The organism is Streptomyces sp. NPDC087859 (assembly GCF_044742595.1).
GTDB classification, from domain to species: Bacteria; Actinomycetota; Actinomycetes; order Streptomycetales; family Streptomycetaceae; genus Streptomyces; species Streptomyces canus_F.
In genome coordinates, this window is the sequence record NZ_JBIUUU010000023.1 from 56,719 (window position 1) to 77,549 (window position 20,831).

Annotated in this window: 15 protein-coding genes; 8 read left to right on the forward strand and 7 right to left on the reverse strand. The window is 70.2% G+C overall.

Features of this window, described 5'->3' with window-relative positions; genetic code table 11:
* The first annotated feature begins 7 nt into the window (after positions 1–7).
* From ACIOHP_RS41785 to ACIOHP_RS41820, 8 genes are read left to right on the forward strand one after another with little or no spacing between them, the layout of a single operon-like run.
* On the forward strand, positions 8–2,437 hold the full coding sequence (locus tag ACIOHP_RS41785; RefSeq protein WP_401895717.1) for a beta-glucosidase: 2,430 nt from the start codon (positions 8–10) through the stop codon (positions 2,435–2,437).
* A complete protein-coding gene (locus ACIOHP_RS41790) occupies positions 2,434–5,109 on the forward strand; it encodes a family 78 glycoside hydrolase catalytic domain (protein WP_401895719.1) in 2,676 nt (891 codons plus the stop codon). The genes ACIOHP_RS41785 and ACIOHP_RS41790 overlap by 4 nt, the downstream gene beginning before the upstream one ends.
* Complete coding sequence (locus tag ACIOHP_RS41795; RefSeq protein WP_401895721.1) at positions 5,106–6,026, forward strand: alpha/beta hydrolase fold domain-containing protein; 921 nt, start codon at positions 5,106–5,108, stop codon at positions 6,024–6,026. Before ACIOHP_RS41790 ends, ACIOHP_RS41795 begins: the two co-directional genes overlap by 4 nt.
* Positions 6,023–6,952, forward strand: coding sequence for an alpha/beta hydrolase fold domain-containing protein (locus ACIOHP_RS41800; protein ID WP_401895724.1), 930 nt, complete (start codon positions 6,023–6,025; stop codon positions 6,950–6,952). The genes ACIOHP_RS41795 and ACIOHP_RS41800 overlap by 4 nt, the downstream gene beginning before the upstream one ends.
* Positions 6,949–7,842, forward strand: coding sequence for a dioxygenase (locus ACIOHP_RS41805; RefSeq protein ID WP_401895725.1), 894 nt, complete (start codon positions 6,949–6,951; stop codon positions 7,840–7,842). Before ACIOHP_RS41800 ends, ACIOHP_RS41805 begins: the two co-directional genes overlap by 4 nt.
* Positions 7,839–8,696, forward strand: coding sequence for a fumarylacetoacetate hydrolase family protein (locus ACIOHP_RS41810; RefSeq protein WP_401895726.1), 858 nt, complete (start codon positions 7,839–7,841; stop codon positions 8,694–8,696). The genes ACIOHP_RS41805 and ACIOHP_RS41810 overlap by 4 nt, the downstream gene beginning before the upstream one ends.
* Entirely contained in the window at positions 8,693–10,300 is a 1,608-nt protein-coding gene (locus ACIOHP_RS41815; RefSeq protein WP_401895729.1) for an FAD-dependent monooxygenase, read from the forward strand. Before ACIOHP_RS41810 ends, ACIOHP_RS41815 begins: the two co-directional genes overlap by 4 nt.
* Positions 10,301–10,356: 56 nt before the next feature.
* A complete protein-coding gene (locus tag ACIOHP_RS41820) occupies positions 10,357–11,568 on the forward strand; it encodes a glycoside hydrolase family 1 protein (RefSeq protein WP_401895731.1) in 1,212 nt (403 codons plus the stop codon).
* Between the two features lie 287 nt (positions 11,569–11,855).
* Here ACIOHP_RS41820 and ACIOHP_RS41825 read toward each other — a convergent pair whose 3' ends face one another.
* The 7 genes from ACIOHP_RS41825 to ACIOHP_RS41855 all read right to left on the reverse strand — a co-directional run bounded on the left by ACIOHP_RS41825 (position 11,856) and on the right by ACIOHP_RS41855 (position 20,058).
* A complete protein-coding gene (locus tag ACIOHP_RS41825; protein WP_401895734.1) occupies positions 11,856–12,428 on the reverse strand; it encodes a DUF6069 family protein in 573 nt (190 codons plus the stop codon).
* 182 nt (positions 12,429–12,610) lie between these two features.
* Positions 12,611–13,279, reverse strand: a complete 669-nt coding sequence (locus tag ACIOHP_RS41830; protein ID WP_401895736.1) for a response regulator — start codon at positions 13,277–13,279, stop codon at positions 12,611–12,613.
* The gene (locus ACIOHP_RS41835; protein ID WP_401895737.1) at positions 13,276–14,637 is read right to left on the reverse strand and encodes a sensor histidine kinase; all 1,362 of its coding nucleotides are present in this window, start codon (positions 14,635–14,637) and stop codon (positions 13,276–13,278) included. Before ACIOHP_RS41835 ends, ACIOHP_RS41830 begins: the two co-directional genes overlap by 4 nt.
* 25 nt (positions 14,638–14,662) lie before the next feature.
* A complete protein-coding gene (locus tag ACIOHP_RS41840; protein ID WP_401895740.1) occupies positions 14,663–15,541 on the reverse strand; it encodes an ABC transporter permease in 879 nt (292 codons plus the stop codon).
* Entirely contained in the window at positions 15,541–16,470 is a 930-nt protein-coding gene (locus ACIOHP_RS41845; RefSeq protein ID WP_401895742.1) for an ABC transporter ATP-binding protein, read from the reverse strand. The genes ACIOHP_RS41840 and ACIOHP_RS41845 overlap by 1 nt, the downstream gene beginning before the upstream one ends.
* Positions 16,471–16,950: 480 nt before the next feature.
* Entirely contained in the window at positions 16,951–18,510 is a 1,560-nt protein-coding gene (locus tag ACIOHP_RS41850; protein ID WP_401895745.1) for a carotenoid oxygenase family protein, read from the reverse strand.
* Positions 18,511–18,594: 84 nt separating this feature from the next.
* Positions 18,595–20,058, reverse strand: coding sequence for an aldehyde dehydrogenase family protein (locus tag ACIOHP_RS41855; RefSeq protein ID WP_401895747.1), 1,464 nt, complete (start codon positions 20,056–20,058; stop codon positions 18,595–18,597).
* Positions 20,059–20,831: the final 773 nt, after the last annotated feature.

Here is a 20,831-nt window from a genome sequence, read left to right on the forward strand (position 1 = left end):
TGTTCCCATGGACCCCACACTCGACGATCTCGTACGCAAGCTCGACCTGGAGACCAAGCTCCGGCTGATTTCCGGCGCGGGAACCTGGACCACGCAGGCCTGCGAGGAGATCGGTCTGCGGCCGGTCAGCGTCTCCGACGGGCCGGTCGGCGTCCGCGGCCCGATCGAGGACGAGCGGGACTGGTCGGCCACCATGCCCTCATCGAGCGCTCTGGCCGCCACCTGGGACGAGGAACTGGTCCACCGGGTGGGCGGCCTGCTGGCCGCGGAAGCGGTGCGCAAGGACGTCGACGTGGCGCTCGGCCCCACGGTCAACCTGCACCGTTCCCCGCTGGGCGGCCGGCACTTCGAGTGCTTCTCGGAGGACCCGTTGCTGACCGGCCGGATGGCCGCCGCCTACGTCCGGGGCCTCCAGGACAACGGGGTCGGCGCCTGCCCGAAGCACTTCGTCGCCAACGACTCCGAGACCGACCGCACCTCGGTCGACATCCGGGTGGACGAACGCACCTTGCGCGAGCTCTACCTCGCCCCCTTCGACCATCTGGTCGCCGAGGCCGGTCCCTGGACCGTGATGGCCGCCTACAACGGCGTCGACGGCGCGCCCATGACGGAGAGCCCGCTGCTGCGCGACGTCCTGAAGGACGAGTGGGGCTGGGACGGACTGGTCGTCTCCGACTGGGGTGCCGTTTACGGCACCGAGGAGTCCGCCTCCGCCGCGCTCGACCTGGCCATGCCGGGACCGTCGCAGCACTGGGGCGAGCCGCTGCTCGCCGCGGTGCGCGAGGGCCGCGTCCCGGAAGCCGCCATCGACGACAAGGTGCGCAGGCTGCTGCGGCTGGCGGCCCGCGTCGGCGCCCTCGACGGATACCCGGCCGTCGCCGGACGCCCGACCCCTGGCACGGTCGAGCAGGGCGCGGCGCTGGCCCGTGAGGCCGCCACCGCCGCCATGGTGCTCGTCCGCAACCACGGGGACCTGCTGCCTCTCGCGACCGACAACCTGTCCCGCGTCGCCCTGCTGGGCCCCGGCGCTGTGGAAGCCCGGCCACTCGGTGGCGGCAGCGCGACCGTCTTCCCGCCGTATGTCGTGAGCCCTCTGGAAGGACTGCGCTCGGCACTCGGCGACCGCGTCGAACTGGTCACCGCACCGGGGGCCTCCCTCAGCGACGACCTGCGCACTCCCCGGGCCCGCGAACTCTCCCAGCCCGGCACGCTCCGGTGGCTCGACGCGACCGGAGGGTGCCTCAAAGAGGAGCCGACGGAGGGCACCCACTTCGTGCGCGACCTGAAATCCGTCGAGGAGGGCAGCGTCTCGCTGGAACTGCGGACCGTTTTTACCGCCGAATCCACCGGCGACTGGCAGCTCGGCGTGAGCGGTGTCGGCGGGTTCGTCCTCGACCTGGACGGTGAGACCGTCATCGACACGCTCATCGTCCGCGACCCGCTCGACATCGGCTCGGTGGTCGGCGCCGCGCCCCAGGAGCACATCACACGGCGGCTGACGGAAGGCCAGAAGGTCGACGTGCGGCTGCGGTTCACCTGGGGGCAGGACATCATGCTGTTCTGGGTCGGCCTGGTGGTCGGCGAACCCAGGTTGCCCGCCGACCAGCAGCTAGCCCGCGCCGTCGAACTGGCCGCAGCCTCCGACGTCGCCGTCGTCGTCGTGGGCACCACCGAGGCCGTCGAGAGCGAGGGCTTCGACCGTACGACCCTGCGGCTGCCCGGCGACCAGGACGCCCTGGTCCACGCCGTGGCCGCCGCCAACCCGCGCACCGTCGTCGTGGTCAACTCCGGTGCTCCCGTGGAGATGCCCTGGCGGGACGAGGTCGCCGCCGTGCTGCTGGCCTGGTTCCCCGGCATGGAACTGGGCAACGCGCTGGCGGACGTACTGCTCGGCGCAGTGGAGCCCGCAGGCCGGCTGCCCACCACCTGGCCCGCCTGCGACCACGACGTCCCGGTGTGGAACACCACTCCCCGGGACGGAGTGCTGGAGTACACCGAGGGCCTGCACATCGGCCACCGCGCCTACCTGCGCGAGGGCACCGAACCCGCGTACTGGTTCGGCCACGGCCTGGGCTACACCACCTGGGAGTACGAAGCCTTCGACGTACCCGCCCACGTGCGTCCCGGCGAGGACCTGACCGTCACCGTGCGGGTGCGCAACAGCGGGGAGCGGCACGGCAAGGAGGTCGTACAGGTCTATGCCGCTCGGCCCGACTCGGCGGTCGAACGCCCCGAACTGTGGCTGGCCGGCTTCGCCGTCGCCAAGGCCGGCCCCGGCGAGACCGTGGACGTCCCCGTACACATCGCCGCGCGAGCCCTCCAGCACTGGTCGGTGACAGGTCATCAGTGGCAGACCGAGAGCGGCGCGTTCCTGCTCTCCGCCGGCCGATCGGCCTGCTGCCCGCTCCTCACGGACGAAGCGGTGGTCTCCGCATGAACGCGCCCACCTGTCTGCGCGCCGAACAGCTGGAACACGCCCTGGGCATCGGCACGCGTCGACCCCGGCTCTCCTGGTGGCTTCCGGCCGACTCCGGCGTGCAGCTGGCCCATCGGATCAGAACCGGTGAGGGCTGGGACTCTGGCCGCGTCGCGGGGGCCGACAGCCTCCATGTGCCGTACGGCGGTCCTCCGCCCGGCTCTGGTGAACGCATTACCTGGCAGGTTAAGGTCTGGACCGACGCCGGCGAGAGCGACTGGTCCGAGTGGGCCTGGTTCGAGACCGGGCTGCTGGACCCCTCCGACTGGCAGGCCCTGTGGATCGAGCCCGTCGAGACCGAGGTGCCGCCCGCCGGACACCGCCCGGCCCATCTGTTGCGTACCCCGTTCTCGACGACGTCCCCGGTCCGCCGAGCCCGCCTACACGCCACCGCGCAGGGGTTGTACGAGGCGTACCTCAACGGTGAGCGGATCGGCGAGGCCGAACTGACGCCGGGCTTCACGCAGTACGACGCACGGCTCCAGGTCCAGACGTACGACGTGACCGCACTGGTGCGGGAAGGCGACAACGTCCTCGGGGCAGTCCTGTCCGACGGCTGGTTCCGCGGCCAGATCGGCATCACCCGCGCCCACGACCAGTGGGGGGAGCGGGTGTCCTTCCTGGCGCAGCTGCACCTTGATCACGAGGACGGCACCACGACCGTCGTGTGCACGGGGAAGCACTGGCGTTCGGCCACCGCCCACATCGTCGAAGCCGACCTCATCGCTGGCCAGTTCAGCGACCTGCGCCGGACACGCACGGGATGGGACGTCCCCGGGTACGACGGCCAGGGCTGGGAGACGGTCGATGTCGCCGACCACGGCTACGCCGGACTGGTCACCTCACCGGCCCCGCCCGTGCGGCGCGTCGAGGAACTCGTTCCCGTGTCGGTGACCCGGCCGCGCCCCGACCGGCAGGTCTTCGATCTCGGCCAGAACGTCAACGGCTGGGTACGGCTGCGCGACCTCGGCCCGAGGGACACCCGCCTCACCCTCACGCACGGCGAATCACTCGGCCACGACGGCGACGTGACAACGGATCACCTCCGCGTCGACATGCCCTTCCTGCCCGAGCCCCTCCCGGCCGGCCAGGTCGACCACGTCGTTTCGGCGGGCCGCCCGGGCGAGGCCTTCGAGCCCCGGCACACGACCCACGGCTTCCGCTACGTCCGTGTCGAAGGCCACCCCGGCGAGCTGACCGCCGACGACCTGCGGGGCGTGGTGGTCCACACCGACCTGCGGCGCACCGGCTGGTTCGAGTGCGGGGACGAGCGGATCAACCGGCTGCACGAAGCCGCCGTATGGAGCATGCGCGGCAACGTCTGCGACATCCCCACGGACTGCCCCACCCGCGAACGCGCGGGCTGGACGGGGGACTGGCAGCTGTTCGCCCCGACCGCCGCGTTCCTCTACGACGTCGCCGGGTTCTCGGCCAAGTGGCTGCGCGACGTCGCCGCCGACCAGTGGCCGGACGGCACGGTCTCCAACATCTCACCCGCCTGCCGCACCGAAGGCCCGAACGGCCCGGTGGCCCACCTCAACGGCTCGGCAGGCTGGGGCGACGCCGCGGTCATCGTGCCCTGGCAGATGTACCGCGCCTACGGTGACCGGGCCGTGCTGGAGGAGCTGTGGCCGACCATGACCGCTTGGCTCGGGCGGACCGAACGCGCGGCCCGCGAAGGACGCCACCCGGACCGGGTCCTGCGCTCCGCAGAACCCGCCCCGCACGAGCGGTATCTGTGGGACACCGGGTTCCACTGGGGCGAATGGCTCGTGCCCGGCGAGCACATCGGCGACGACCTTCCCCAGTACGCGCAGCTCGACAAGGCCGACATCGCCACCGCGTACTACGCCCACTCCACCCGGCTGGCGGCGCGGATCGCGCGGCTGATCGGCCGGGACGAACAGGCGGCGGCCTACGAAGAGCTGAGCGAGCGGATACGCGACGCCTGGCGAACCGAGTTCATCGCGCCCGACGGCTCACTGCGCCCGGACACCCAGGCCAACCACGTGCGCGCCCTCGCCTTCGACCTGGTGCCGAAGGAGCTGCGAGCCCTGACCGCGGAGCGGCTCGTCCAGCTCGTACGGGACACCGGAACGCATCTGGGCACCGGCTTCCTCGCGACCCCGGACCTGCTCCCTGTGCTCGCCGACACCGGGCACCTCGACGTGGCGTACGAACTGCTGCTCCAGAACAGCGCCCCGTCCTGGCTGCACATGATTGACCGAGGCGCGACCACGATCTGGGAGAGCTGGGAGGGTGTGGCCGACGACGGCACACCCCGCGACTCCCTCAACCACTACTCCAAGGGCGCTGTCGTCTCCTTCCTACATCGCTACACCGCCGGAATCGAACCGGACGCGGACTTCCCGGGCTATCAGCGGTTCACCGTGGCACCGCGCCCGGGCGGCGGCCTTGCTTCGGCACGAGCGGAACACCACTGCCCGTACGGACGGATCGCGTCCGCCTGGGAAGTCGACGGCGACCGTTTCCGGCTCGACGTCACCGTGCCGCCCGGCACCACCGCCGTGGTCGTCCTGCCGGACGGCACCCGGCGCACCGCACTTCCGGGTACGCACACCTACCTGTGCGTCGCGCCCGCTGCCCTGACGACGACGGGAGCCATCGGATGACCCCCAGCACCGAGCGGGAACGAACCGGCTCTCCGCCCGACTTCCTGCCACCTGTCGACCCCGTGGTGCGCGAGGACGGCTCGTTGCACTATTCCGGGATCAGCTATGCCCTCCTGCCCGGCTTCCGCCCGCTCCAGTTGGACCTGTGGGTCCCGGCGGGAGGGGGCACGTATCCGGTGGTGGTGTGGATTCACGGCGGGGCGTGGCAGTTCGGTGATCGTCGCTATCTGCCACCGACCCTGGAGACCGACGCGGTTTACGACGCGCTGCTGGAGGTCGGGATGGCGGTGGCCTCGATCGACTACCGCTTCGCGGGTGAGGCCGTCTTCCCCGCGCAACTGCACGACGCCAAGTCCGCCGTCCGCTATCTCCGCCGGCACGCCGCTCAACTCGGCCTGGACGTCGCGCGGTTCGGTGTGTGGGGCGAATCGGCCGGTGGACACCTCGCGGCACTTGTCGCCCTCACCGCGGGTCGCACCACGCAGGAGGGCGAACCTGTCGTCGCCGAGCCCGTCGACTCGGTGCGGGCCGTAGTGGACTGGTACGGAGTCAGCGACCTGACCACCATGCCCAGGCTGGAGGTCCCCCCGGACGTGTCCTTGCCGCCGGGTACGGCCGACCCGATCGAGCAATTCCTGGGCGGCACCACCCCGGAGCGGGCCAGAGCGGCGAGCCCCATCACCCATGTGAGCGCCGACGCACCGCCCTTCCTGCTCATCCACGGCACCGACGACGTTCCCGTACCACCGGAACAAAGCAGTCTGCTGCACGCGGCGCTGCTCGCGGCGGGAGCGCAGTCCGAACTGGTGACGGTCGAGGGCGCGGGCCACATCTTCGCCGGCGCAGCCGACATCCCCGCTCTGATCGCCCGCTCGGTGGCCTTTCTGGCCATGCACCTGAGGGAGGGCGCGCGATGACAGAACAGCACCAGGACCAGCCGCAGGCGTGGACCCCGCCTCGCTTCCTGCCTCCGGCGGAACCCCTCCGCCGCGCGGACGGTTCGCGGCACCATCCGGGAGTCAGCTATGCCACCCCGCCCGGCTACCGCCCGCTCAAGCTCGACCTGTGGGTGCCCGAGGGCGACGGACCTCGCCCGGTCGTCGTCTTCGTCCACGGTGGTGCCTGGGCGCTCGGAGACCGCGGCGACCTGCTGCCCGCGCAGGACACCTCCGCCGTGATCGACCTGCTGCTGGCAGCCGATCTGGCCGTCGCGTCCATCGACTACCGGCTCTCGCGCGAGGCGACCTTCCCCGCGCAGCTCCACGACACCAAGTCCGCAGTGCGCTACCTGCGCCGTCATGCGGATCAACTCGGCCTGGACAGCGGCCGGATGGCGGTGTGGGGAGAGTCGGCCGGCGCGCACCTCGCCGCGCTTCTCGCCCTCACCGTGGGCCGTGCGGAACTGGAGGGCGACATCGGTGTCACCGGGCCTGACAGCACTGTCGTGGCCGTCGTCGGCTGGTACGGCATCTACGATCTCGCCGCCCTGCCCAAGCTTGTGCTCCCCCCGGACATCACCCTGCCCCCGGACATGGCACAGGACTTGATCGAGCAACTGCTCGGTGGCGTCGCCGACCCCGAACTGGCCGTCCCGGCGAGCCCTGTCACCCATGTCACCGCCGACGCGCCGCCCTTCCTGCTGATCCACGGCACAGCCGACGGGCTGGTGCCCTTCGAGCAGAGTCTTCTCTTGGAGAAGGCCCTGCTGACCCACGGCGTCGAAGTCCAGTTGGTACCCGTCGAGGACGCCGACCACGGACTGTTCGGGGCACCGGAACTCCCCACGCTGCTCCGGCAGACCGTCGCCTTCCTCGCCACCCGCCTATGGGAGGGAAACCGATGACGACCACGTCCCCCGACGGGCAGCTCGACAAGCTGTTGGCCCAGGTACTTGGATCCCTCCAGGGCGAGGACCCACGGCTGCGCGAGCTGGCCGGTGCCTTGGTCACCCACCTGCACGCCTTCGTACGGGAAACCCGGCTGACCGAAGCCGAGTGGCAGCAGGCCATGGACTTCTTGGTCCGCACCGGAGCCGCCTGCACTGACCGCCGCAACGAGTTCATCCTGCTCTCCGACATGCTGGGCCTCACCTCCGCAGTGGATGAGGTCAACCATGCCGGGCCGCCCACCATGACACCCAGCTCCGTCGAGGGACCCTTCCATTCACCGGCGCCGCCACGCCCCATGGGTGCCTGGATCGCGCAGGGTCCCGAGCGGGAACGCGGCGAGGCCGCGGTCGTGCACGGCAGGGTCACCGACTGCGACGGAGTGCCCCTCGCCGGGGCGGTGCTGGACATCTGGCAGGCCAACGACACGGGCCTGTACGACAGTCAGGACGTCGAGCAACCCGACGGCAATCTGCGGGCCCTGCTCACCACCGGCCCCGACGGCGTTTACTGGTTCCGCACGGTCAGACCCAGCAGCTACCCGGTGCCGACCGACGGCCCGGTAGGTGAGTTGCTCCGTGCGCTCGGCCGGCACCCGATGCGCCCCGCTCACGTCCATCTCAGGGTCGAGGCGCCCGGCCACCGGCCGCTCACCACCCACGTGTTCGTCGACGTGGACCCCTATCTCGGCTCCGACGCGGCCTTCGCCGTCAAGGACGCCCTCGTCGTGCCCTTCGTACCGTGCACCGAACCGGCAATGGCCGACCGGTTCGGCATGGATGACCAGGCTGTGTTCCTGGAGGCCCGGTTCGATATCCGGCTCGTGGCGGAAGGACCCGTCCAGTGAAGCTCATCGGATTGCGTCCGCCGTCGGCACGGCGCGGCAGACAGCAGGTCATGGTCGGTGTCGTGGTGGACGACCGGGTGTCTCCGCTCGTGGACGCCGTCGACTTCTACGAGGACCTGCCGCGCTGGCTGGAGCGGGCGCGCAGGGTCCGTCGTGGCTCGGTCCGGCTCGCGGACGTGGTGCCGGAGCCGCCGGTGCCGCCGTCGGCACGGGTCCTGTGCATCGGGCTCAACTACCGCGCGCACGCTGCCGAGGGTGCGTTCCAGGTGCCCGAGCATCCGACCGTCTTCGGGCGCTGGACGGCCTCGCTCTCGGTGAGCGGACGTCCGGTGCCGGTGCCCGCGAACGAACCAGGGCTGGACTGGGAGGGCGAAGTCGCCGCCGTCGTCGGCGCCCGGCTCAGCGATGCGGACGAGAGCGAGGCGGAGGCAGGAGTGCTGGGGTACGCCGCCTTCAACGACCTCACCGCCCGTACGGCGCAGAAGCTCACCGCCCAGTGGACTCTCGGCAAGAACGCCGACTTCAGCGGCCCGCTCGGGCCCATCGTCACGGCCGACGAGACGGGCAGCCTCACCGACGGTCTGCGCCTGGTCACCCGGGTCAACGGCGAGGTCATGCAGGACGGGAACACCCGCGACATGATCTTCCTCGTGCCGGAGCTGCTCTCCCGGATCAGCCGCACCATGACACTCCATCCCGGCGACATCATCGCCACGGGTACACCGGAAGGAGTCGGCTATGTCCGGAGGCCGCCGCGTCTCCTGACTCCCGGTGACGTCGTCGAGGTCGAGATCGACCGGCTCGGCCTGCTGCGAACCCCGGTCACCGACGCCTCGGCGAGGTCCGGCGCGTGACGGACACGAGAGCACAGGTGCTGATAGCGGGTGGCGGGCCGGCCGGACTCGCGGCCGCCATCGAACTCGGCCGGCGCGGGGTGCGCACCTGCCTGGTGGAACCGCGCATCACCGTCGATGACAGCAGGCCCCGCGCCAAGACGACCAGCATCCGGACCATGGAACATCTGCGCCGGTGGGGCCTGGCCGACCGGCTGCGTGCCGCAGCGCCGATGCCCGTCGCCTGGTCCCAGGACGTCATCTTCTGCACCTCCCTGCTCGGCACCGAACTGACCCGCTTCAGCAACGCCTTCGGCCTCCATGAGGGTCGTAGCGAACACTGGGCGGAGGCCGGTCAGCAGGTGCCCCAGCCGATCGTCGAGCGGGTGTTGCGCAAGGCGGTCTCCGAACTGGCCACGGTGGACGTGCTCATCGGTCACACCGTCACCTCCGTCGATCACGACATGGCAGGGGTGCGCGCCACCGTTTCCTCGGGTGACGGATCGTCGAGCGTCGTCGAAGCCGACTACCTGCTGGGGTGCGACGGCGCGGGCGGGATCAGCCGCGCGGCGATCGGCGCCACGTACACCGGGGCGTCCGGTGAACGCCCGAACCTCAACATCGTCTTCCGCGCACCGGGATTGGCCCGGCGGATCAGCCTGGATCCAGCCGTGCAGTACTGGATTGTCAGCCCCGAGGCGTCCGGGCTGATGGGCCGGCTCGATCTGGAGGACCAATGGTGGGCGATCGTCCAACACGCCGACACTCGGGCATCCGCACCTGCCCCCGAGGCGCTGGTGCGTTCGCTCATCGGAGGCCCCGCGGAAGATCTGGAGGTACAGGTCGTCGCCACTGACCGCTGGGTCGCCCGGATGATGCTCGTCGACCGTTACCAGTCCGGGCGGGTCTTCCTGGTCGGCGACGCGGCCCATCTCAACCCGCCGTGGGGAGGTCACGGTTACAACACCTGCGTGGGCGACGCGGTGAACATCGCCTGGAAACTCGCCGCCGTCATCCATGGCTGGGGCGGCCCCCAGCTCCTACGGAGTTACGAACCCGAGCGTCGGCCGGTCGCCGCGCAGACCATCGCCGACAGCGCGGCCCAGGAGCGGCTGCTCGCCCCGTCCTTCACGGACGCCGACGACGCCCAGCTGGCCACCGCAGTGCAGGCCAAGCGCAGTGAATTCCACAGCGAAGGCCTCGTACTCGGCTACCACTACGCCGATTCCCCCGTCATCGTCGACGACGGCTCACCGACACCGGCCCACCAGCTCACCACGTACCACCCCTCAGCACGCCCCGGCACCCGCCTTCCCCACACCTGGCTCCCCGACGGACGCTCCCTCTACGACATGCTTGGCGAGGGCTTCACCCTGCTGCGCCTGTCCGAGAACGCCGACCCTGCCTCGCTGCAACGGGCGGCCCATATCCGCGGGGTACCGCTGACGCTCCTGGATCTCCCGGAACTCGACCCGGCCGATCGGTACGGCGCACCACTGCTCCTGATCCGCCCCGACCAGCACATCGCCTGGCGCGGCGACGCCACGGCGGACGCCATCCGCGTGATCGACACGGCACGCGGGGCACTTCCCAGGCGCTCGCCTGCTCGCGGCCGCAGGCCGTGAGAGAACTCGTCACCTGCTCGCCCTCGCGGGCGGCGCACCCTCTGAAAGGACCATCCATGATTCCCCCTTCCGACGCTCTTCCCTTCCCCGACGGCTTCCTGTGGGGAGCCTCCACAGCCGCCCACCAGATCGAGGGCAACAACACCAACAGCGACTGGTGGGAGTTCGAACAGAGCGTTGGTTCCGCCGCCTTGCGCGTCACCGAGCCGAGTGGTGACGCCGCCGACAGCTACCACCGGTGGCGCGAGGACATGGATCTGCTCGCCGGACTCGGCTTCACCGACTACCGCTTCAGTATCGAATGGGCCCGCATCGAGCCCGCCGAGGGACAGTTCTCCCGCGCGGCGCTCGCGCACTACCGGCGGATGGTCGACGGCGCCCTCGACCGCGGCCTGCGCCCCATGGTCACCTTGCTCCACTTCACCGTACCCCGCTGGTTCGCCGAGCGCGGCGGCTGGACGGCGGACGGTGCCGCCGCGCTATTCGAGCGGTACGTCACCGCGACCGCGCCCGTCATCGGCACCGGCGTCCGGCATGTGTGCACGATAAACGAGCCCAACATCGCCGCGGTCTTCGGTGGCGTTCCGGAGTCGGGTGCCGAGGCACCCGCCGCGGGTCTCCCGCTGCCCGACAAGGCCATCGGCGACGCCCTGATCGAGGCTCACCACCTCGCCAGGGTCGCCGTTAAGGCGATCTCCGCCGACATCCAGGTCGGCTGGTCCGTCGCCAACCTGTCCTACCAGGCTCTGCCCGGCGCCGAGGAGGTGGCAGCGGCCTACCGCCACCCCCGCGAGGACGTGTTCCTGGAGGCCGCCCGCGGCGACGACTGGATCGGCGTCCAGTCCTACACTCGCACCAGGGTCGGCCCGGACGGCCCCCTCCCCGTGCCCGACGACGCCGAACACACCCTCACCGGCTGGGAGTACTACCCGCGAGCCGTCGGCCACGCGCTGCGGCACACCGCCGAGATCGTCGGCTCCGTCCCGTTGATCGTCACCGAGAACGGCATCGCCACCGACGACGACAGCCGCCGCATCGACTACACCACCGGCGCGCTCCGGGAAGTCACGGCGGCTCTGGAGGACGGCCTCGACGTGCGCGGCTACCTGCACTGGAGCGCCCTCGACAACTACGAGTGGGGCTCCTACAAGCCCACCTTCGGCCTCATCGCCGTAGACCCCCACACCTTCGAGCGCACCCCCAAACCGTCAGCTGCCTGGCTTGGCGGCCTCGGCCGCAGCCGGATGCTGCCGCGGGCCGGCTCGTAGGGCGGTACAACGGACACGGATAGCGCAGTGCGACCGGTGCGTACCTCCGGATCGGGCCCTCGGGCGCCGACCCACCAACAGGGTCGCGGGCTGCTGTCGGTCCGCCGCCCTGGACGCCTCGACCGCACCGTCTGCCTGGACGAACTCACCTACCGACTGGCCAGCACATAGCTGGCCGAGCGGCATCGATGGTGGCCCACCAGCGCCAACCGCTACCTGTTCGTAACGGCGCGCACCACGGTCGACGACTCCCACCCCAGAGTCTCCGCGCAGGCTGTCAATCCTGCTTATGACAGGGCCGACGGCTGCTTCGTCCGTGGATGACCTGACGGTTCACGGCTCGGTGGTCCAGTGAGAAGGTTCCCGGTGCGTGACGGCGGAGCGGCTGTGAGTCGGCTTCGGGGCTTGTCGTTCAGGGGCAGGGCGCGGTGGTAGGCGGCGACGGCCACTGCGGCGACCGCGACGTGCATGAGCACCAGTCCGATGATCCCGGCGGCATCGGCGTGCGGAATGTAGTCGCTGACGAACATCAGCAGGTCGGGGACGAGGGAGATGACCACGACGGCGGGGACCAGCCAGTACACCAGGGTGCGCGGCTGGGCCGACCGCCGGCGGATCACCGCCCATCCGGCTGCGCCGACAAGGATGCCCAGGACGGTGAAGGTGACGTATGGCCCGGGCTGGAGGGGCTCGAAGTCGTCGGAGGCTCCGGCCGCGCGGGAGACCAGGGCGATCAGCGCGTCGAAGATGATCGCGGCCACGGTGCCCGCGATCAGCCATCCCGCGGCGGCGGCCCGGCTGGGCTCGGGGCGTATGGACTGCGCCGGTGCAGCGGTGGCGGAGGAAGGCGGGGTGGACATGGGAAGACTCCTTCGGCGACGGGTGGTCGGCCGCTTGGGCCCCTGGTGTTCCGCCCGGGGGTCAGCGGTTTTCGGAAGTGTCTGTCTGGGTCAGTTGCCGAGTGCGTCGGAGAGGGTCGTACGCGGCGGGGTGGGGCCGGCCGGAGAGGCTGGTGTTGCGCGTGCAAGTGGTCATCCCCTGGCTATGGCTTGGCCCTGACCAGCCCGACGTCGTATGCCATGATCACGGCCTGGATGCGGTCGCGGGCCCCGATCGTGGCGAGGACGCGGCCGACGTGCTTCTTGACGGTGGACTCGGTGAGGACGAGCCGTTCGGCGATCTCCGTATTCGTCCAGCCCTGGCCGATGGCGATCAGGACCTCGCGTTCGCGGTCGCTGAGGGTCTGCAGGCGGGGATCCTCCAGGGCCGGGGCGCCGACCGGTGCGAGAACCTGGTGGGCGTAGGCGTCCAGTAGACGGCGGGTCAGGCGGGGGGCCACAACGGCGTCGCCCGTCGCGACCGCGCGGATACCCGCGACGATTTCCTCCGGGCGGGCGTCCTTGAGCAGGAAGCCGCTGGCGCCGGCCCGCAGGCCTTCGTAGGCGTACTCGTCGAGGTCGAAGGTGGTGACGATGAGGACGCGGGTGCGGCCGCCGGTGGCGATGATGCGGCGAGTGGCCTCGATGCCGTCCGTTCCGGGCATGCGGATGTCCATGAGAACGACGTCGGGGCGCAACTCCGCGGCCAGGCGGACGGCTTCCGCACCGTGCTCGGCCTCGCCGACCACGTGCAGGCCCAGGGTGCCCTCAAGGAGCATGCGCACGCCCATGCGCTGCAGGGGCTGGTCGTCGGCGATCAGCACGGTGGTCATCGCAGGAGTTCTCCCGATACTTCCGGCACGGACGTTGCCTCAAGTAGGACGTCCACGAGCCAGCCGTGGCCTGTGTCGCGTGGTCCGATGATGACGGTGCCGCCATACATGGCGGCGCGTTGGCGGATGCCGACCAGGCCGTGGCCCGAGTAGTGGTCCGGTGCTGCCGGCTTCGGCAGCCGCGGTGCCCCGGGGGGTATGCCTGTGTCGGTGACTCGGATCCGTACCTCTCCCGCCTCTGCTGTGATGTCGACCTCGGCGGCTGTGCCGGTCCCCGTGTGCTTGAGCGTGTTGGTCAGTGACTCCTGGACGATGCGGTACACGGTGAGCTGTACGCCGCTGCCCAGCGAGTCGAGATCGCCCACCGTCCGGAAGGCCACGCGCAGGCCTGCTGCGCGCACACGTGCCAGTAGGGGGTCCAGATCCCGGATGCCGGGCTGCGGGCTGAGCGTCCCTTCTTCGTCCTGTTCCGCGCGCAGGACTCCCAGGACCCGGCGCAGTTCGCTCATGGCCTGGCGGCCGGTGTCGGCGAGGATGCGCAGGGCTTCGGTGGACTGCTCGTTCCGGTTGGCGGCGAGGGTCGCGGCGCCGTCTGCGAGGCTGACCATGACGGAGAGGTTGTGACCGACGATGTCGTGCATCTCGCGGGCGACTCGAGAGCGTTCGGCGGCCGCGGTGAGTTGCATGCGTTGGTCCTGCTCGATCTCCAGCCGTCGGGCGCGGTCCTCCAGGGCAGCCAGGTACATCCGTCGGATGCGGAGTGTCAGGCCGACGGCGATGGCCGCCGTGACCGTGCCCAGCAGGAAGAAGCTGCCGACGAATGGGTGTTCGGTCGGCGCCAGCACGAAGACGACCAGGATCGCCTGGACGAGTGTCAGAGCGGCTGCCCAGCCCAGCACCCGCAACGTACCGTCCCGGGCCAGGGTGTACAGGGCGATGAGTGCGCCGGCGCTCGCCGGCAGCCAGACACCCATCGTCCATTGGGCGAGGGAGACCCCCGCGATCACGAAGTACGTGAGCGCCGGGGCCTTGCGGCGCCACCACAGCGGAGCGACGAGGGCGGCGAGGCAACCGAACAGTGCGCCGGAGGTCAGCTGGTCACGGGTGGTGGTGTCACCGAAAGGGGCGTTGCCGTCGCCCCGGAGCAGAACCGGCAGGCTGATCAGGGTGACGACCAGCACCACCGTGGTGTCGAGCAGCCACGGATGTCGGCGGTCCAGCCGCTGTCGGCGGCTCTGGTCGCGCAGCAGCCGGCCAAGCAGCGGGTGCGCCCAGGCGGCGTCGAACCCGGGGGACGGCGGGACTGCTGCCGTCCCCCGGGCGCCAGCCGCGGCGACTGTCGAAGCGTGCGGACTCATGGATACCATTGCCCTCGTACGCAGGTCAGGCGTCGGTCTTGACGAGGCGGTAGGCCGCCCCGGCGAGTGTCAAGGCCACCCAGCCGGCGAAGACCGCGATGCCCGCCCCTGGTGAGAGTGAGTCCGAGGACTGGTGCAGGGCGTAGACGGCCTGGCCCGCGTTGCCGGGGAAGTAGGGGTTGATGCTGTCGTAGAGCGAGTCGGGCAGCAGCGAGGCCAGGCCAGGCAGGATGAGCAGGATGCCGACCAGGGCCGCGATTGCTCCGGCGGAGGAACGGATCAGTACGCCCAGGGCCACACCGAACACGGCGACCAGGCCGAGGTAGACGCCGGCGCCGGCCAGGCTGCGCAGGACGCCGTCGTCGCCCAGGGACAGGGCGATCTTCTCGCCGTCCAGGCCCGGGGTGCCCAGCAGGAACGCAGCCAGGGCGCCGATGCTGGTGAGGGCCAGGGCGATCGGGCCGATCACGGCGGCCTTCGACCACAGGACGGGCAGTCGCCGCGGTACAGCGGCGAGGGTGGAGCGGATCATGCCGGTGCTGTACTCGCCCGCCGACAGCAGCACCCCGAGTACACCGACGGCCAGCGAGGCGAACGTGACACCGGTCAGGGCCAGGCTCACCGCGGTGCTGTCGCCGCTGCCCCCGCCCGGCGGCCCGCCGGGCGCGGTGGCGTCGGGACTGTAGGTATAGGAGGCGATGGTCCCGAAGAGGACCAGCAGGAACACTGCCACGCCCAGGGTGATCCAACTGGAGCGCAATGACCAGAACTTGGCCCATTCCGAGCGCAGCACCCGCAGGCCAGTCACCTTGTAGGCAGTAGCGGACGTGGGGGCGTCGGGTGCTGCGGCGATGTTGGCGCGCTTGCCGGGGCGTCGGCCGGGGCGGAGTGCGGTGGTGGGCATCAGGCGGCCTCTCGTTCGGTGTCGGCCGGAGCACTCTGGTACTCCACGGCGTCGCGGGTGAGTTCCATGAAAGCCGCCTCCAACGAGGCGGACTGCGGGGTGAGTTCGAACAGCGCCACCCCGTGCCGGGCGGCGATCGCTCCGATCTCACGGGCGTCGCGCCCCAGCACCAGCAGCTCCTCGGCTGAGGAGGAGGTGATCGTGACATCCGGGCCGGACAGCAGCGAGCGCAGCTTCGCGGTCTCGGCGGTGGCGACCTTCACACCGCCGCCGCTTGCCTCCCGGGTGAAGTCGTCGACGGTGGTGTCCGCGAGGAGGCGCCCGCGGCCGATGATCACCAGATGATCGGCGATCAGCGCGGTCTCGCTCATCAGGTGCGAAGAGAGCATGACGGCGCGGCCCTCGTCGGCCAAGGAGCGCAGCAGGTTGCGCACCCACAACACGCCTTCCGGGTCGAGGCCGTTGACCGGTTCGTCGAGCATGACGATCGCGGGGTCGCCGAGTAGGGCGGCCGCGATGCCGAGGCGCTGGCCCATGCCGAGCGAGAAGGCCCCCACCCGCTTGCCGGCCACGCTGGTCAGACCGGCCAGCTCGATGACCTCGTCGACCCGGCGGCGCGGAATGCCGTGGGTGTAGGCGAGCGCCATGAGGTGGTTGAACGCGCTGCGTCCGGGGTGGACGGACTTGGCCTCCAGGAGGGTGCCGATCTCGTGCAGTGGTGCGGGCTGCTTGGCATAGGGCCGGCCGCCAACGGTGACCGAGCCTTTGGTGGGGGAGTCCAGGCCGACGATCATGCGCATGGTCGTGGACTTGCCCGCGCCGTTGGGGCCTAGGAAGCCGGTTACCTCACCGGGCTTGACAGTGAAGCTCAGGTTGTCGACGACCGTCTTGTCGCCGTACCGCTTCGTCAGTTCGCATACTTCGATCATGGGAAGGGGCCTTTCCTGCCGCGAACTCGGCCGCGGATGGGCCGCGGCGTCTGCATTCGAAACTACGAGCGCGGCAAGGCCGAACCCTGGGACCACGGGGGAATCTTCGGCAGCCCAGTGGTACCTGAGTACCACTCGGCAGCCCAGTGGTACCTGAGTACCACTCGGCAGCCCAGTGGTACCTGAGTACCACTGGGCATCCCCCGTGCCATGGCGAGCCTCGAAGGGCGTGCGGGGCTGTCTCATCGCTCAGGTCCGGGGACAGGTTGGCGGACCCACGCGCACCGCGCCCACGTTCGGCCGGCGAGTGCCCCTAGCACAGTGGGGATCACGGCACGTGGCGGGTGGCCGATTTTACGTGACGTTGGGCGTGCAACTCTCCTTCACGCCGATTGTCCAGAGCGTCACCGTGGCCGGGCCGTGTCGTTCCCCAGACGCCGAGCGCCCGCCGACAGTTCTTTTTTGCCGCTTTCCAGAGTCTCAGCCGGCGCCGCCGCGCGAGGCCGAGACGGCACGGTCCAGGGTCCCGTGATCGGCCCAGTTGCCATGGAAGCCGAAGGGGACGCGGCTAGGGAGCTTGACCCTTGCCAGAGGAGTGCGGCGCAGGTCGGCGGCGTCATGGACGAGCAGCTCTGACAACCCTGTGAGGCGGTTCCACCACAGCGTCAGCAGGTAACCATCGTCCTCGGAGGTGGCGTTCTCGCGGGCAACGAAGACGGGTTCACCGGGGCTGGTCAGAGCCTCGGGGCCCTCGATCACGGTCGTGGCGTCGCTCAGGAAGTCGTGCTTGGCCAGGCCATCGCTCATGGTGTCCTCGGCCAGTGAGCGCGTGGTGACGAAGTAGCCGTAGCGGTGCTTCCGGCCGGTGTACGCGTCGTTGATCCGCGGGAACTCGCCGGCCACACCGCTGGTCATCTCCTCCGTCGCCGAGCCGGTGGCCAGGTCGACGCGCCAGCGGTGGGGCAGGGACGGCGGGAACCAGGAGTGGGAGGTGACGGGGGTGTCGAGCCGGTCGGCCGGGGTGCCCAGGCGGGTGATGCGGTGGCCGTCGACGATGACCTGTCCGTCGTGCTCGTAGGCGTTGTAGAAGTGGGTGTTGGCCCAGTGGCCGCCTACTTCGTGCCAGGTGACGGTGTGGGTGCGGCGGTCCATGAGCACGATCTGTACGCCGTGCGGGAGCGATGCCTCGTCCCAGACGACCCCGGGCTTTCCCTGCATGATGTGGTCCAGCCGGAACTGGGCCGGGGTGACGAAGAAGATCGCGTAATGGTTGCTGACGGCGAAGTCGTGCATCAGCACGTGCACTTTGATGTCGATGCTGTGGCTTTCCACGACGTGCCCGGTCTCCACGTCCGCCCGATACCAGGTGATGACCGGCCCGGTCGCGGCGAAGAAGAGCATGTCGCCGCTGTCAGGGTCGATCTTGTAGTGGGCGGTGCACAGGACGTCGATGCCGCCGTGGAAATCGTGGGTGCCGTACGTCTCCAGGGTCTCGGGGTGCATCGCGTACGGCAGACCGCCCTCGTAGTAGACGAGCAGGTGGTCACCGAAGACACCGACGTTGGTGTTCGCCACGTTCTTCGCGGGTGGAGCGTCCTGGGGGAGCGGGCCGGGGGTGCCGCCGTTGGCGAATCCGCTGTAGACGGCCTTGCCCTGCTCGACCTCGAACTTCATGGAATCGGTCATCACCCAGCGGGTGCGGAACGCGGCCCGGCCCTCGCGCAGATAGATTCCGCACACCATGCCGTCGCCCTCCCACCAGTGATAGCGGCCGGGATCGCGAGGCTGGAAACGGGGGTTGGACGAGACCCGGAACAGGGCTCCTGCGAGGTCGGCCGGGATCTCTCCTTCCACGTCCAAGTCGTAGGCCTCGGTCTCCTCCGTCCAGGGGGTGAAGGGGCCGTCGAGGAACTTGTTGTGGTGCGCCCAGCCGAAGGCGTCCTGCGCCAGCCGTGGGACCGACGGCCGGACCGCGGCACGCGGCGCGATCGTCATGGGGTCGGGCGGGACCAGACCCGGGCCGGAGGTGACTGAGGTCATCGGAGTGCTCCAAGTGCGGGTGGGAGAGTCGGTCTGCGGGAGCGGGGTTGCCTGGGACGGGACGTCTTGCCGATTAGGCCATGGTCAGAACGGGTAGGAGGGGATCTCCTGGCGGACAGTGACCCACTGCTGCTCGGTGAATGCCTCGAGGTTGGCAGCGGCGCCTCCGTGGCGGGAGCCGTTGCCTGAGTCGCCGACGCCGCCGAACGGGATGGTCGACTCGTCGTTCACGGTCTGGTCGTTGATGTGCACGAGGCCGGTCGGGATGCGGTCGGCCAGCGCCAGGCCCTTGGCCACATCGCGGGTCAGGATGCCGAGCGAGAGCCCGTACTCGCTGTCGGAGGCCAGCCTGGCGGCCTCGTCGAGATCCTGGAAGGTCACCACGGGTGCGACAGGGCCGAAGATCTCCTCCGCGTAGGCGCGGGCGGTGAGCGGGACGTCGGCCAGGACGGTGGGCCGGTAGAACAGGCCTTCATGGGTACCACCGGCAGCGAGCCGTGCTCCCGCGGTGACACTGTCGGAGACCACGGTGTGGGTGGCCCGCAGCTGACCCTCGTCGATCATGGGGCCCATGAGGACGGTGCCGGTCATCGGATCACCCACGGGTGTGGCGTCGGCGCGCTCGGCGAGGCGGGCTGTGTACTCCTCGGCGATCGAGGAGTGCACGAGGTGACGGCTGGCGGCCATGCAGACCTGCCCGGCGTTGAAGAAGGAGCCGAAAGCGCCTGCGGACACGGCCTTGTCGAGGTCGGCGTCGTCCAGGACGACCAGTGCCGAATTGCCGCCCAGTTCCAGGTGCACCCGCTTGAGTCGCTGCGCGGCTGCCGCCGCGATGGCCTTCCCCGCCCGGGTGGACCCGGTGAAGGCGATGACGGGCACGCGAGGGTGGTCCACCAGCGCCGCGCCGACGGCGGTGCCGCCGGGCAGGACGTGCAGGACGCCCTCGGGAAGCCCTGCCTCCTCGAAGACCCGCGCGATGGTGACACCGCCGCAGATCGCGGTGCGCGGATCGGGCTTGAGGACGACCGCGTTGCCCAGGGCCAGCGCCGGGGCCACCGCACGCATGGCCAGCAACATCGGCGCGTTGAACGGGGAGATGACACCGACCACGCCCACCGGGCGTCGCCGCGAGAACGACAGACGGTCCTGGGCTGAGCGGAGCACTTCACCATAGGGAGCCGCAGCGAGTGCGGCGGCCTCGTAGCACTCCTCGGCCCCACCATCGGTCGCCTGGGTGTCCGCGAACAGGCGCGGGGCGCCCGACTCGCGCACGATCCACTCCGCTATCTCCGCCTGGTGCTTCTCGAACAGGGCCGCGGCGCGTCGCAGTACCTGCGCACGCTCCAGGTACGGGACCGCCGCCCATGCGCGTTGGGCCTGCTGCGCGTGCGCCACGGCCCGGCCCAGATCGGCGGGAGAGGCTGCTCCGACGCGGCCCAGCGTCTTTCCGGTCGCCGGCTCGGTGGAGTCGTACGGCTCACCCGAGCCCTTGACCCATCCGCCCGAGAAGATCCGCTCCTGCCAGTCGGCTGCATCGAGAAGGGTCATGGTGTTCCGTTCTGCGTAGGTTGCGTAGGGAGGCACGCCGGCTGCGCCGCCCCTCGGTCCCGGAGGTGTCGCGCCAGGTGGCGCTGGTCGCTCGGTTGGAACCGGGCATCGGTCCGCCCGGGAAGGCTAGAATGTCCCGCTAGGCAGGACACACATCTTGATTAACAGGACATTGCTGCGGAATGTCAAGCGGTATGTCGAAGGTGGCGGCGACGGGGCGTCGTGTCGGCATGCCAGGGGTGCTGCAATGTCGGCTTCGGAAGAGCGCCGGAAAGCGCAAGCTTGCAGCAGGCACAGTATTTGCATGAAATGTGGCAAATTGCACAATGTTGAAGGTGAGTCAGGGGCCGGCCTCATCCGCTGATCCGGAGATCGAGGGAGGACGGTTCCTGGGATGCCCATGGCCAACGACGCATTGTGCCCGCGCTTCGGGCTCCCCCCGCTACGTGGCACTCGACTGTCACACCGGCGTGGTCCAGTGCATCGAGGCGTCCGGCGGCTGTTCACCCCGGCTCGCTTCTTCAACGCCTACCAGAGGTGACAGGTTGCCCAGCGTCATGGGACGACGGCCCGCGACTGCGGCCTGGACCGGGCCTCTCCGAGCGTGACCTCGGTCGAGGCCTCGGCCGGGGGCAACCGCCGGTACCGGGACCGCTGGTGGCGGCCCCGGTATCCGCCGTGGGCGAGCCACTTCGTTCAGCGACGGGAGGAGGCCGCCGCGCCTGGGAGGAGTCCATCGCCGACGACGCAATGACCCCCGTTGGTTCCTGCGC

Coding starts and splice junctions, on each gene's coding strand:
- ACIOHP_RS41790 (WP_401895719.1), top strand. CDS start 2,434: ATGAACGCGCCCACCTGTCTGCGCGCCGAACAGCTGGAACACGCCCTG.
- ACIOHP_RS41840 (WP_401895740.1), bottom strand. CDS start 15,541: ATGCCCACCACCGCACTCCGCCCCGGCCGACGCCCCGGCAAGCGCGCC.
- ACIOHP_RS41800 (WP_401895724.1), top strand. CDS start 6,023: ATGACAGAACAGCACCAGGACCAGCCGCAGGCGTGGACCCCGCCTCGC.
- ACIOHP_RS41825 (WP_401895734.1), bottom strand. CDS start 12,428: ATGTCCACCCCGCCTTCCTCCGCCACCGCTGCACCGGCGCAGTCCATA.
- ACIOHP_RS41820 (WP_401895731.1), top strand. CDS start 10,357: ATGATTCCCCCTTCCGACGCTCTTCCCTTCCCCGACGGCTTCCTGTGG.
- ACIOHP_RS41855 (WP_401895747.1), bottom strand. CDS start 20,058: ATGACCCTTCTCGATGCAGCCGACTGGCAGGAGCGGATCTTCTCGGGC.
- ACIOHP_RS41805 (WP_401895725.1), top strand. CDS start 6,949: ATGACGACCACGTCCCCCGACGGGCAGCTCGACAAGCTGTTGGCCCAG.
- ACIOHP_RS41830 (WP_401895736.1), bottom strand. CDS start 13,279: ATGACCACCGTGCTGATCGCCGACGACCAGCCCCTGCAGCGCATGGGC.
- ACIOHP_RS41845 (WP_401895742.1), bottom strand. CDS start 16,470: ATGATCGAAGTATGCGAACTGACGAAGCGGTACGGCGACAAGACGGTC.
- ACIOHP_RS41835 (WP_401895737.1), bottom strand. CDS start 14,637: ATGAGTCCGCACGCTTCGACAGTCGCCGCGGCTGGCGCCCGGGGGACG.
- ACIOHP_RS41785 (WP_401895717.1), top strand. CDS start 8: ATGGACCCCACACTCGACGATCTCGTACGCAAGCTCGACCTGGAGACC.
- ACIOHP_RS41850 (WP_401895745.1), bottom strand. CDS start 18,510: ATGACCTCAGTCACCTCCGGCCCGGGTCTGGTCCCGCCCGACCCCATG.
- ACIOHP_RS41795 (WP_401895721.1), top strand. CDS start 5,106: ATGACCCCCAGCACCGAGCGGGAACGAACCGGCTCTCCGCCCGACTTC.